This window comes from Acetivibrio saccincola (assembly GCF_002844395.1).
GTDB classification, from domain to species: domain Bacteria; phylum Bacillota; class Clostridia; order Acetivibrionales; family Acetivibrionaceae; genus Herbivorax; species Herbivorax saccincola.
Map to the genome: position 1 here is coordinate 2922515 of NZ_CP025197.1, position 13854 is coordinate 2936368.

At 34.2% G+C, this 13854-nt stretch carries 10 protein-coding genes; 3 read left to right on the plus strand and 7 right to left on the minus strand.

All coding sequences use genetic code 11. The annotated features are described in order from the left end of the window. Positions 1-24 precede the first annotated feature (24 nt). The 6 genes from HVS_RS13015 to HVS_RS13040 all read right to left on the minus strand — a co-directional run bounded on the left by HVS_RS13015 (position 25) and on the right by HVS_RS13040 (position 7421). Positions 25-1464 carry an ISLre2 family transposase gene (locus tag HVS_RS13015; RefSeq protein WP_235827484.1) on the minus strand — a complete coding sequence of 480 codons (1440 nt, stop codon included), beginning with the start codon at positions 1462-1464 and terminating at the stop codon, positions 25-27. Between the two features lie 138 nt (positions 1465-1602). Beyond that, positions 1603-2685, minus strand: coding sequence for a YkvI family membrane protein (locus tag HVS_RS13020; RefSeq protein ID WP_101303035.1), 1083 nt, complete (start codon positions 2683-2685; stop codon positions 1603-1605). 98 nt (positions 2686-2783) lie between these two features. Beyond that, a complete protein-coding gene (locus HVS_RS13025; RefSeq protein WP_101303037.1) occupies positions 2784-4160 on the minus strand; it encodes a DUF4340 domain-containing protein in 1377 nt (458 codons plus the stop codon). Further along, the gene (locus tag HVS_RS13030; RefSeq protein ID WP_101303039.1) at positions 4157-5590 is read right to left on the minus strand and encodes a GldG family protein; all 1434 of its coding nucleotides are present in this window, start codon (positions 5588-5590) and stop codon (positions 4157-4159) included. Before HVS_RS13030 ends, HVS_RS13025 begins: the two co-directional genes overlap by 4 nt. A gap of 6 nt (positions 5591-5596) precedes the next feature. After that, positions 5597-6304 (minus strand): ABC transporter permease, encoded by a 708-nt coding sequence (locus HVS_RS13035; protein WP_101303041.1) that lies wholly within the window; start codon positions 6302-6304, stop codon positions 5597-5599. A gap of 1 nt (position 6305) precedes the next feature. Further along, positions 6306-7421: an ABC transporter ATP-binding protein gene (locus HVS_RS13040; RefSeq protein WP_101303043.1), complete on the minus strand. Its 1116-nt coding sequence runs from the start codon at positions 7419-7421 to the stop codon at positions 6306-6308. A 638-nt stretch (positions 7422-8059) separates the two neighbouring features. On the opposite strand from HVS_RS13040, the gene HVS_RS13045 reads away from it, so the two are divergent. From HVS_RS13045 to HVS_RS13055, 3 genes are all read left to right on the plus strand, one after another. Further along, positions 8060-9937 (plus strand): S41 family peptidase, encoded by a 1878-nt coding sequence (locus HVS_RS13045; RefSeq protein WP_101303045.1) that lies wholly within the window; start codon positions 8060-8062, stop codon positions 9935-9937. Positions 9938-9962: 25 nt separating this feature from the next. Further along, entirely contained in the window at positions 9963-10859 is an 897-nt protein-coding gene (locus HVS_RS13050; protein WP_101303047.1) for a hypothetical protein, read from the plus strand. Positions 10860-10996: 137 nt separating this feature from the next. Further along, a complete protein-coding gene (locus HVS_RS13055; RefSeq protein WP_101303049.1) occupies positions 10997-12949 on the plus strand; it encodes an oxidoreductase in 1953 nt (650 codons plus the stop codon). 126 nt (positions 12950-13075) lie between these two features. Here the strand turns inward: HVS_RS13055 and HVS_RS13060 are convergent, their stop codons facing one another. After that, a complete protein-coding gene (locus HVS_RS13060; protein WP_101303051.1) occupies positions 13076-13744 on the minus strand; it encodes a DUF5680 domain-containing protein in 669 nt (222 codons plus the stop codon). Positions 13745-13854 lie beyond the last annotated feature (110 nt).

Here is a 13854-nt window from a genome sequence, read left to right on the forward strand (position 1 = left end):
TTTTGCTTTATTATTACCTCATCCCTATCCGCATATACCTATAATACGCCTTAATTCTTTATATAAACCAGTTTTACACCCCTTATGAATAACAGTTAAATTACTATTCCATACACTCTCATACCTGTTTGATGACTTCTTTAATTCCTTAATTAATTTTTCCTGAATTTCTTGCCTACTAGATGCTAACTTTTTTTGTTTTTGTGCCATAACTATGTCATATACCTTACCGCCATTCTTCTTGTATATTATTAGCTTTGACATCTTTTCTACACCTTTTCTCGACCAGCCTTTAGGTCTTGAACTTAAACGGGATGAAAATACATGACTCACATGACCTTCAGCACTACAACCCACTATTCCTCTGTTTGACCTTATTTCTATACCATCCCAATTATTTAAAATATATCGCTTTGCATTTTTTATAGCCTTTATTTTATTTTCATTATCGCCTGTCTTTTCAATTATCTTTTTAAAAACCTTTGTTAGCATTTTTTTATCAGATAAATTCAAAGCCTCCTGTAAATCTTGGCTTATTGCTTCATCATTTAAATGTGTGGTCGCAACTCTTACGTATTTTTGAAGATGGTATCTATCAAGTACAAATTTACTTTTTGAAAGACAGTTAACTCCTTGCCTTATCCATGACGCCCCATCTCCTGATATATACACCGTCTCTAAAAAATCAACGTCATATTGTTTATATATGTATTCCGATACTTCAAGCCACAAATCTTCTGAATTCTTATACACTCCCCCAAAATATCGAACATTCTTTAATACTTTTCTCTTCTTATTACTTTTTTCAAAGTCAATTCCCTCATGCACATATACAAGTTTTGGCATAATTGTATTTCTCTTGCCCTTCTCATTCTGTCTCAATATACTTTTTTGTTGTAATGCTACATGGTCCTCATCGGCCTCAACATACAATATTTTTACTTCTCTCTTTTTATCTACTTTTATTTCAGGCTCAACTATTTCAATATTATGTATTTTATTCATCACTGCTTGTTTGCTGATTTCATCAATATATGTCGCCTTTTCTCCTGCCTTTCTGTAGCTGCTGTCAGCTGCTTCATCTATTGCATTAATTACAACATCGGCACTTACTCTGTCATGTGGTTCTACACCTACAATCCTGTCGACTAGGTGTTGTCTATTACCATTTTCCTTATGCTTAAAATATGTCCTGTTATAACTTAGTGTTCCAAATGTCGTTAAAATAGCTGTTTTATCTTTTCTTATAATTTCCCAATACTGTTTCCTTATTTCACAGTTACGGAAATATTCATCCATATCTTCAAGCACTTCTTTAAGTATATCGCGTCCAAGTTTAAATAAATCTTCTTTTAGACCAAGAACAAGATCAGCTAAGTCTTTTCCTTCTTCAATAAAATTTTTTATCTTTTTTTCAATTCTTTTTACCCCAAATTCATTAAAATGTTGTATACTATTATACATAGAAGATGTCATCCTTTCTATTTATTATTTTTGCTTAATTAATATCTTAACAGGATGTCATCTTCTTTTCAATTATATATGGTATTTTATGTCTCATTCCCTACAATAACTTTACGCTAACAATATTTCAAAAATCTATTATCTAAACCTCCCGTTTTTCCTGATTAATCTGCTTTTTCTGATTAATTTAAAGCCATGTATGAGTATCACAAAAACCATAAACATTCCTGCATATCCAAAGACAGGATATATATTTGAAATAAGATTTGAAAATCCTATGGCTGACAAAGGGATTATAAGGCAGCATATTACAGGTATTAGTATTCCCCTGCTTAATTTTGTTTTGCCCCTTACCCGCTCTATAAAACCATAACCTGAAGTTATTGCAGAAATAAACATTGCAAGAAGAAGTACAATTCTATAAATGCTTCCCATAAATCTACTGCACATATCCACTATCCCTATAACAGGGAATTCAGCAGACATAACATAAGGATAAAATATATAAAGGGCGTAGTTTAAAACCAATGCTATTATACAGAGGATTCCCCCTCCTAATATCCCCCCTATGGATGCTGTTTTTTTGCTTTTCAGATATGGAAGGAGACTGCACATTACAACAACTGAAATAATGCTGTTGTAACTAGTGTATAGAAGAGATGATACAACCCAATTGTGGGTCATTTTTTTAAATCCTCCTGAAATATTAAATACAGAAGAGTCCCTGCTTAATATTATATAAATCCCGATTGTGATAATTCCGATTATAAGAATAGGTGTAATAATTGTACTTAGTGATACTATGCCCTTTACCCCTGTTAAAAAAAATATCATACATATAAAGGTCACTAATAGTATTGCAAAATAAAAAGGGATATTTATTGTGTCTGCTATTATACTTGCAACACCTGATACCATAATGCAAAAAACAGATGCCATAAAAAGGGTTACGATTATTTCCATAACCCATCCTAAACCCCACCCTACCGTGGGAAATAAAAACTCTTCGTAGTTTTGAATTCGTTCTGAATAAACTTTATTTAGTACGGTATATCCTATGAAAGAAAATAAAACCCCTGTCAGTAAAATCCCATAAAAACCACCGCTGTAATATGAAGTGAAGAATTCTGTAATTTCCCTTCCCGATGCAAACCCTGCACCAACAATTGTGGCTATATATATACTTGCCACTTTAAAAATATTTTTTGTCTCATCAAACAAAAATAACAACCCCTCACATAGAATTATACTGCTGTATAATTCTATGCAGGAGTTGTCTTTACAATTACAGTTGATTTTTTTACAATTACAGCTTAACTCTAGTCTAGAAACTCTTGCACTGCATCATAAGCTTTTAATATATCATCAATGCTTTCCTTATCGGTAATCAGTCCTGTGTAGTTGCCGTTCTTCATAGCATAATAGGTTTCATCGTCTCTTGGAATAAGCTCAATTGTAATTTCCTTTGGTTCTTTGTTGAGACGGAAGGTAACTAAAGCCTCCGGTTCTTCTTCCGGCACTTCAGCATCAATATCTATTTCTTTTACTTCTAAAGACATGAGATTTTTAAATAGTTCTTTAAATTCCCAATCCCCGTCTTCTGAAACTTTCTTTCCATCAACATAGTATTCTTCTTTTACTTTGTCTTCATTTTCATCATCACTAATTCTTTTTATTTCAACTTCAAACTCCTTACCTCCGGCTTTAGCATATGCCCCTTCCATATATTCTAAATCTTCTTCATACACATATATGTTTACAAAATAATTTAAAGATTCATCTAAGAAATTCAAAGGTGCAATGTCAACTAAAAACACTTCGGTGGTTCCCTCTAGCATTGCGTATATTTCGTTGATATAAGTATCTAGGTTCATTCCCTTTTCTTCACCTACAAGGAGTTTAACTCTTTCACCGTCAATGGTTTCAGCTTCAATAGCGTACAGTGGGTTGTCTAATCCGTAAATGCTTAAATCCTTAGCATCTTCTTCAACAAAGTCTTGTACTATTGTCCTTATAAAAGCATCTATGGCACTTGTCACATTTGCTATATTAGCCTCAATCTCAAGGGGGTCTGTCACCTTCCAGTCCTTTTCATCCTCACTTTCTGCCATAAACACCAATTCCCCGTCTTTTTCAAAACCAAATCTCTTTATTTCAGATCTGGGCTTGTCAATTATGTTTTTGTTCCTGATGTCTGTTTTGCTTGCATTTAATACAGTACCTTCGTAACGGGGTATTGTATAAACTGTATTTTCACCATTCAGCCTCATATAGTAGCTTTCATTTGTTACAGTAGGATTTCCTATTTCTACAACGAAGGTTTGGTCATCTGTAGTTTTTAAAGTAAGGACTACAGGATCTGACAGCCCGTATTTTTCAAAATCCTTTGCTTCCTCTTCAATTATCCTTTCTGCATAAAGCCTGGATATAGTTGAGGCTATACTGTTAAGTTTTAAAGAATCAACTTTAAAATCTCCTCCTGAAACAAGCTTCCATGAGTCCTCTTCTTTTTCCAGAACAAATTCTCCATCTTTGTTTTTAATGGTCATACTTTTCACATTTTCACTGTCAAAATCCAAAAGCTCAATTCTTCCTGTATCATCTTTTGAGCCGGTTTTTTTATCAACTATAAGATATACTCCTGTCAAAAGCGCCACAATGACTACAAGAATAATTGCATACTTGTAAAACCTCATAGACGCCTCCTCCTTAACCAGATTGCTATTCCGGAAACAATTACAAGCAGTGGTAAACCAAATATAATTATTCCGGTTATTTTTTGGGCATTTGAACTATTAACTGTAATTGTATCTAAGAAAGATGTTTTTGGCATTATATATACGTCACTTGTATTCTCATACACAGTGGCAATGCATTGGGTTATAAACAGCAAATTGTTTTGATAATAGCGGGCATAGCGTTCTAAAGCATCGTCAGTAATAAAATAAGCATTTCCAATTACTAAAACCTTTGACTCATTTTCCCCGTTGTATTCTGACAATACTGCCACATCTATAGGTCCACCCTGAAGATCTTCTTCAGTTTCAACATTGCCAAATGGCTCTCTTTCTGCACTGCCGCTTGCTGTTAAAAGAGGTGTGACTACTACCCCTTCCGGGTCATTTCTCAACAGGTTGATACTCCGGCTCTCCGGCATTAATACTTGGAAATTAGCAAAAGCCGGATCTGAAAACAGCCGTGTCCCTGATAAAATTGGCAGAATGTGATAAGGCATATCTACTAAATGTCTCATTTCATTGCCTTCTTTTACTTTGTCATAGTATAGGGACAAATCATACTTTTCTAAAATGTGTTCAAAATTTGTAAACCTTGAATTGGATGCTACCGGATCAAATAAGAATATAATGTTACCTCCGTTTTCAAGGTATTTTTCCAATTTGTCCCTTTCGTCTATGGACAAATCAACCTTTGGTGAAGCACAGAATAATATCTTTGCATCTTCAGGTACTTCAGCTACATGGTTTAAATCCAGTCTTTTAACATCAAAATTATTAATCTCTAAAAGTGCTCTTAATAATCTATACTCACTGTTTAAATCCCTCTGCTTGTGCCCTTCCAGAAAATATACAGTTGGCGTTATTTCACTGGTAACATATAGTATGGCACTTGTTACCTCCTGTTCTCCTGAAAAAGATAAGCCTGTAAAAGTTTCTGTAAAAAGGCTGTTGGCAGAGAATTTTTTAAACTTTTCCCCACTCTTTACAATAATGTCATATTTGTTTATGTCAATTGTGTCAGTTAACTTTAATTCTGCAACTATTTCAGGATTTGTATCCGGATCGATAAATTTAACAGATACCTTTGGGAATTTATCATAGTTTTGCAAAAAATGCCACACCCAAGAGGCTATCTCTGTTCCTCCCCTTATCTTTTCCCCGTCAGCTAAAAAGATAATTTCAACCTCTTTGTCCAATCTTTCAGCTATGGTTTTTGTCTGTTCACCTATGGAATACATTTTGTTTTCAGTCATATCCCAGGTATGGTTGGTTCTTTCACCTATCATATTTATAAAAACGGTAATTATCACAGCACATAACATCATAAGTAATGCTACGGTACTAAATTTAAAATTCTTTGACCCAAAAAATTTGAATATCTTTTTCATTTTTAATCACCCCTGACTCCAACGCCTTTTTTCAATTACGATCATTGTTAATAATAAGAATAATCCTATTAAACTTAAAAAGAAAACCAAGTCTCTTGTGCTAAATAGCCCCTGAACAAATTCCCTGAATCTGAAAAAGAAAGAAATCCAATTTGCAAAGCTCAAAAGAGCTCCTTTAAACAAGAAACTTATCTGATTTATAAACCAAATAAGAATCAAACCACCAATTCCCGTTACCGCAGCTATTACCTGGCTCTTGGTAAGGGAAGATGTGAAAATACCAAAAGCCACAAAAAATGCCCCTAAAAGAATATGCCCTATATAACAGGAAATCGCCGGCATTATATTGAGATTTCCATATATTATTATCAATGCAGGATATATAAGAGTTAAAATTGTCATAAGTAAAAACACAGTTAGTGAAGCAAGATATTTTCCTAATACAATACCCGGCACACTAACAGGAGATGTCATAAGTAATACGTCTGTACCACTTTTTTTCTCTTCTGCAAAAGCCCTCATTGTCAATGTTGGTAATATAAATATAAGCAAAAAACTGTATTGGTAAAGGTATGCACCATACATAAAGGGACGTCCTGATGTAAACACCCCGCGTAAAAACAGTGAAAAAATCAACATATATATACCAATTAATACATATGCCAATGGGGAGTAAAAATAGGCTTTAAGTTCCTTCTTATAAATGGCAAACATATTACTCTACCTCCTTCTCTTTTTTATTCTTCTTTTTAAGCTTTGATTTTTTCTCTTTATCATCTTGCTGTATATTCTCCTGTTCACCTTGTTCTTCTTGACTTTTCCCTTCATTTTTTTCTACATCATTTTCAGCACCGCCGTCCAAGGCTTTTTCTTCATCCTGGACTTCTGTATTTCCTTCTTCACCTGCTGTAAGCTTTCTGAATATCTCTTCAAGATCCATTCCTACAGATTGAAGCTCCAATATAGGATATCCAAGTTCTGCCATCTTGAAGAATATAGGTCTTCTTACATCTATATCTTTTTCAGAGTCAACTGTATATTTAAATACATTTTCCTCACCATTTGAATCACATTCTATATTTAAAATTCCTTTAATTTCACTCAATGCATTTGTTACTTCAGCTTGCGGTCCTTCTACTTTCATCAAAAATCTGCTTACATTTCCTAAATTGCGTGAAAGGTTGTCCGGTGTGTCTATTGCAACTATTTCACCTTTATTTATTATTACAACCCTTTCACAGACAGCACTTACTTCTTGAAGTATATGGGAACTAAATATTATAGTGTGTTCTTTTCCTAATTCTTTTATTAACCTTCTGATTTCAATAATCTGGTTGGGGTCAAGACCAACGGTAGGCTCATCAAGTATGAGAACTTCCGGACTTCCAACTAAAGCCTGGGCCAACCCAACTCTTTGCCTGTAACCCTTTGACAGGTTTCCCACCAGCCTGTTTTTAACATGGTCAATCTGTATTTTTTCCATAATATCTGATATCTGGCCGGCTCTTTTTGATCTGGGGACTTTCTTTAAATCACTGACAAAATACAGATATTCCTTCACAGTCATGTCAGTGTACACCGGGGGAATTTCAGGCAAATAGCCTATGCGTTTCTTTACTTCTGCCGGCTGTTCCCCAATGTCATAACCGGCAACCTTGACTGTACCACTAGTTGAAGGAAGATACCCTGTTATCATATTCATTGTGGTTGTCTTACCAGCACCATTAGGCCCTAAAAATCCAAGGATTTCTCCTTTTTCAACAGTGAAATTAATGTTATTCACTGCTTTTATAGGACCAAAGTGCTTGGTCAAATTTTGTATTTCAATCATCCTGGTTTTCCCTCCCATTTCTTTTCATTTAAATTCCATATACAAATTATATTATCATAAATTAAAATTAATAAAGTATGAACAATTTGTAACATATCATGTTGTTGCTTGAAGTTGTAAATAAAGAATTGAAAATTATAAATGTTAACATCGCCTGCCGTATATTTTGTTTTTTTAAGTTACCAGCTTATTATATAGTGTTATGTGATGTTTTTCAAGTGCCATAAACAGCTGACTCCCAATTAAAAGATAACATTGCCGGATTCTTTAATTGTGATGGCACCTTTACCAAAAAGTTGAATATAGCAAAAATCATAATTTCATGAATTATATTGAATTTTGAGAAAAAACATGATATTTTTGATATTAGTTTATTTTAGAATAAATTTCTTAATGTTTAATTTATACTTAAATATTAAGTAGATGAAAGAGGTAAATATCCGCAAACTTCTAATACATATATCATACATTTAAAGGATTACAGGAATTCATCAACAATATTTGACAATATAGATATGCACAAAATTCTTATAGATGTCGGCTACATAGAAGAGTAAGATGCATGTGGCAGAGTTTGAAAAAAGATGGTATAATTTATTTATAATAATATTATAGTTAATATTTTTGTGAGGTTGTTTGTGTTAAGTAAAAATAAAGCTCAAAAAAAATTTAAAAAAGAAATGAGAAAAATTCTAAAAAAGAAAGAAAAAGAAATAGGTTATTCTCCATATCCTTTTTCTGATGACAATTTCTACTATCAAAATGATGCATCCTTTGCCAAAAAATTAAAAAATTTTATTTCATACGGACTTATATTGCTCATGGTTGTTTTTGTAATATACTGCATATCATCGCTATTTGTTGATTATACAGATAAAATGTACTCCTCTTTTCAGAATGAAAACTATGAAGATACCATTAAATATTCCGAAAAACTTCTTAAAAATAATCCGGCCCACTATGATGCACTGGCATATAAGGGTGTTTCTTACCGCCTTTTAGGAAATTTTCAAAAATCTCTGGAAGTTTTTCAAACTGCCATTGAATTTTATCCTGATAACATAGATATTTTAAATGAACTAGCTTATTGTAATTACAGTTTAGGCTACCATTACAAGGCACTGGAATATTACAACCAGGTACTCAAATTTGATGCAAAAAATGTAGAAGCTTTATACTGGAAGGGACATACACTATTAGAGTTATTTGAATATGACGAAGCTTTAGAATCTGTAGATTCCCTTCTCAGACTTGGCTACAACCATACAGAAGTCTACAACTTAAAAGGTCTGCTGTTTTTTAATCAAAATAAATACAAAGCTGCTATTGAAAGTTTTGATAAAGCTATAAAAGCAGATTATGAAACGTATAGTGTATATGAAGATGCTCATCTAAATAAGATATATACTCTTTTTTCACAAAAGGACTTAAAAGGATGTATCGAGTTTTGTGAAAGTATACAAGAGGAATTTCCACATAATACAGATATTCTTTATTATATGGGGGATTGTTATTCTCTTATGGGAGAATACCAGAAGGCCATTAAATGCTATGCAAAAGCCAGCAGAGCAGATCCAGAGAACAGTTGGCTTGTTGCTGAAATTGCCATGCAGCTTTACTATTTACAAGAGTATACGGCTTCTAAGATTTACGCTCAAAGAACAATTGATAAAGATCCTGAAAACTTGTTAGCCCGGGAACTTTTAAAAAAACTTGAAGAAACTGACCTTCCTGAAGCTGAAAGGATTGTAAATTTTGTTAAAGAAAATTATCTTTACTTAGATAAAGTTGAAGACTTTGATACTAAGGCTGAAAAATTTATGTCCAAAGATAAAGTTGAATACCAGGATATTTATGAATTCATAGAATCCATAAGAATAGAAGATGATTTATTTACTTTTTTCATATGGGGAGAATACTACGATGAGTACATAGATGAAATTGAAAAAGATGATATCGAATACAAAATGTTAGGTGAAAATTACCACTACCTGAGATTTGATTCCTTTACCCGGGGAATCTCAGGTAAATTCACCAACACCATAAAAAATATTTCTTCTACTGAAAGCAGCAATTTAATTTTGGATTTAAGAGATAATCCCGGAGGTCTTTTATTTACAGCAACAAATATTTTGGACACTTTGCTTCCTGAATGCATAAGCAGCTATACCATTGACAGAAACGGGTATATAGATACCTATCAAACTACATATGATTATTTTCCCTTTAAACACATATATCTGCTTGTAAATGAGGAATCTGCCAGTGCCTCTGAATTAGTGGCACTGAGCTTAAAAACATACCTGCCTAATGTAACTATTGTCGGCAGGAATACCTTCGGAAAAGGGGTAGGTCAGACTGTATTTGAAAATAAAGAGAATAGATATATAATATTTCTTACAGACTCTTTTTGGAATGTAAAAGAGACAAACATTTTAGGAAAGGGTGTACAGCCTGATCTGCTGGTAAACGGGACTGAACTTCAAGATTTTTTAAATGCAGTCATGAAAAATTAAATATATTTTAAAGGAGTTGACAAAATTGGATACTCAATTTGGCATCATTAATAAAATAAATAAGGATACTCCCTATGAATGTTACAAACATTCTAATTATACCAACCCATCAAGTATCTTTATTCTTTTGGCACTGGGCACAATAGGAACACTTATTTTAAGTGCAATCTATAGTTACGCCATACACTATATACCCATAGTGGTTTTGAATGTTATATGCACAATATTTTTTGGTTATCTTACAGGTGTAATTGTTGGAATCAGTGGAAAAATTGCAAAGATAAGAAACTCAACTATTTTAACAATCTTCGGTATAATCTTTGGACTTTTTGCTGTTTATTCTTCTTGGGTTATATGGTTATTTGAATTATTCCAACGTCAAGAGTGGGTTTTTAATCCTGTAACTATTCTTCATATCATGCAGTTTCTTTCAATAGAAGGTGTATGGAGTTCCGGTTCTTTTACACCCACTGGTTTTCTTTTGTATATTATATGGTTTGTTGAAGCTGCAATAATTGTCGGAGGTTGTATATATGCCTCTTCAACCTATATTAAAAATGATGCCTTCTGCGAAAAATGCAATGCCTGGGTAAATGACAAGTATAAGCTTTTTAATTTAAATTATGTATGTAATTCTACTAAATTGAAAAATTTATTACATCAAGGTCAGTTTTCAGCTTTGTCTGATTTAAAAATTCAAAATCCCCCTGGGGATGCTTACACAACAGTGGAATTATCTAAATGTTCAAATTGTAATGAATTATATTTACTAACAGTCAATACTGTTAAAATAATAAGAAAATCCGATGAAACTTTCAAAATATACAAGACTACAATTGTTCAAAATATGATTATTGACAGTGAAATATATGATTCAATAAAATCTTGGGAGCAAAAAGAGCTTCTGTTAAGCCAAAAGTAAATAATTCTTTAATAATAAATAATCCTTTAAAATATGTTTATATTTTTCAAATTATCAGGTTAAATTATATATAGTACTGTTAAATCACTTACTATATTTCCTTAACCATATAATAGGATAAGAGAAAGGAATGTATTATGAGTAGATTATTGGCACAAAAAGGTAAAATTGGTAATGTTGAGATTAAAAACAGAATGGTAATGGCAGCTATGGGTGACCTAATTGCCAATCCTGATGGTACAGTTTCTGATGCAGCAATAGCTTATTATGGAGCTCGATCCAAGGGTGGAATCGGACTTATTATAACAGGAATTGTACGAATTAACGACACAGATGGTGCCGCCGGTCCAAATCAGTTAAGCCTGGCAGATGACAAATATATTCCACGTTTTAAACTGCTGGTAGATGAGGTGCATAAATACGGTGCTAAGATTTTCCCACAAATTCAACATTCAGGGCGGCAGGGAATAGCAATGTTTACAGGAAACGACTATGTCTTAGCCCCCTCAGCAATTCCCAGTGCTATTACAAAACAACCAACACGCGCATTAACTATAGAACAGATACACCAATTGGTTGGTCAGTTCGGAGATGCCGCTCGACGAGCCATGGAAGCCGGTGCTGACGGTGTTGAAATTCATGCTGCCCACGGATATTTGATTAACCAGTTCCTCAGCCCATTTTCAAATAAACGGACTGATGAATATGGTGGATCATTTGAAAACCGTATGCGTTTTTTACTTGAAATCATGCGGGATGTAAGAGCTAAAACCCAGAACAAAATTCCCATTACGGTACGTATTTCAGCCGATGAATTCCTGTCAGATGCAGGTATTCCAATGCCATATATTGATATATCCGAAGGAATTAAAATTGCCAAGGCTATCGAGGCGGAAGGAGTAGAAGCCATAAATGTATCCTGTGGAACATATGAATCAATGAATAAGGCAATTGAGCCCATTTCATATCCCCAAGGTTGGCGTAAAGATTTCATCAAGGCAGTAAAAGATGAAGTAAGCGTGCCGGTAATAGCAGTTGCCAAGCTGCGAGAACCTCAAGTGGCTGAGGAATTGTTACAACAAGGGGTAATGGACTTTGCTGCATTTGGTCGTCCATTGCTTGCTGACCCTGATTTTCCTATTAAAGCAATTGAAGGGAGAGACGATGATATTTGCAAATGTATATCATGTCTTTTCTGCTTCGAGGAATTAAATAAAGGCAGCCATGTGGTATGTGCAGTTAATCCTCGTACCGGTTTTGAAACTAAATACCCTCCTAGGGAAAAAACTCCAGAGCCTAAGACAGTGGTTGTTGTCGGAGCAGGTCCTGCAGGACTTGCAGCTGCCGTAATCCTCAAAAAACACGGCCATAATGTTATGGTTTTTGAAGCAGAAAATGGTATAGGTGGTCAGGTGCGAATTGGCAAAAACCCACCAAAAAAAGATCAGCTTAATTGGATGATTGAATATTATGAGAAAAAGATTAAGGACTTGGGTATTGAATTAAGGCTAGGACAAAAGGCAGATGCTGAAACTGTAAAGTCACTCAATCCCGATGTAGTATTCATTGCATGCGGTGCTAAACCAATAGTGCCCGATATACCTGGAATCAATAGTAATCATGTGTATTCAGTAGAACAGGTTCTTAAAGGAGAAACGGATCTGAAAGAAAAAACTGTTGCCGTTATTGGTTCAGGGCTTACCGGTCTTGAGACTGCGGAATTATTGCAGCAGGGAGGTAACAAAACCATAATTGTAGAAATGCAGGACACCATTGCTCCGGGTTCCTATATTCAAAACCTTATAGATATACAGAGTCGTCTGGCTAAAGATAATACTGAGTACATGACATCTCACCAATTGATTGAGATACTGGACAATGAAATCAAGATGAAGAATACAAAAACCGGAGAAACTGTAACTCGGCACGTTGATGCAGTTGTTATGTCAGTAGGATATGAACCGGATAAAAGCTTAATTGAAAGTTTTAATGGTATTGCTCCAAAAGTATTGACTATCGGCGATGCCAAGGAAGTAAAAAATATAGGAATGGCAACACGTTCCGGCTATGCTGCTGCATATGATATTTAAGTTTCATAGCTATATATAGCAGCCGGTCCATTAAAATTTACCATGGATCGGCTGTTTTATGTAGAAATAACTTCTTCACTTTTTGTTTTCCACTTTGCTTTTTGCATCCAGTAATGGAGATTAGTGTTATCTTATTCCACCCCCATGAAAATAACATTCATAAATTTTTTCATTATCATAATAAATATTTTCATAACCTTGAAACCAATTCATATCACCTTTGGTACTACACCGGTAAATATAGCCCTGCTCCTCAAAAAAACTTGGCCCGCGATAGGGCATATCCTGCGGAACAGCTAACAATGCCGCTTTTAAAAAGTCACCGCTAAAATTATCGCCAATTACCCTGCCGCAATAATTCATACCATACACCGGTGTATCTTTCATCCAAACCACTTCTTCCCCTATAAATGCTTCCCCGCCATAATAAGTGTCGATGTAAAGAAAGTCGCCTTCCCTATACTCCAGAATATAGGAGCCAGGGTATATGCTTTTTGACTCTGGTCCATTGCCTGCATAGGTTTCCTTTTTTGCTTTAATGAGAAAATCCACAATTTCAATTTGCCCTCTATGTAAATATGTAGGCTTTTTTTGACAAACACTGTCTCTCACCAGATAATCCACCGTAACATGAAACTCTTCGCTTATTTGAATTAAATTACTTATGTCAGGATATGATTGTCCGGACTCCCATTTTGCAACAGCTTGTCTGGATACTCCCAGTATTTCAGCCAGCTGCTCTTGTGTATACCCTTTACTTTTGCGGATAAGGGACAGCTTCTCAGAAAAAATCATTTATAAAACCTCCATTAATGCTATGTTATTTTAATTATACTGGAGAAATTAACTGAAATAAACCAAGCACAAGTTGACTTTTGTCAACTACCGGTTGCATACTTGTTATT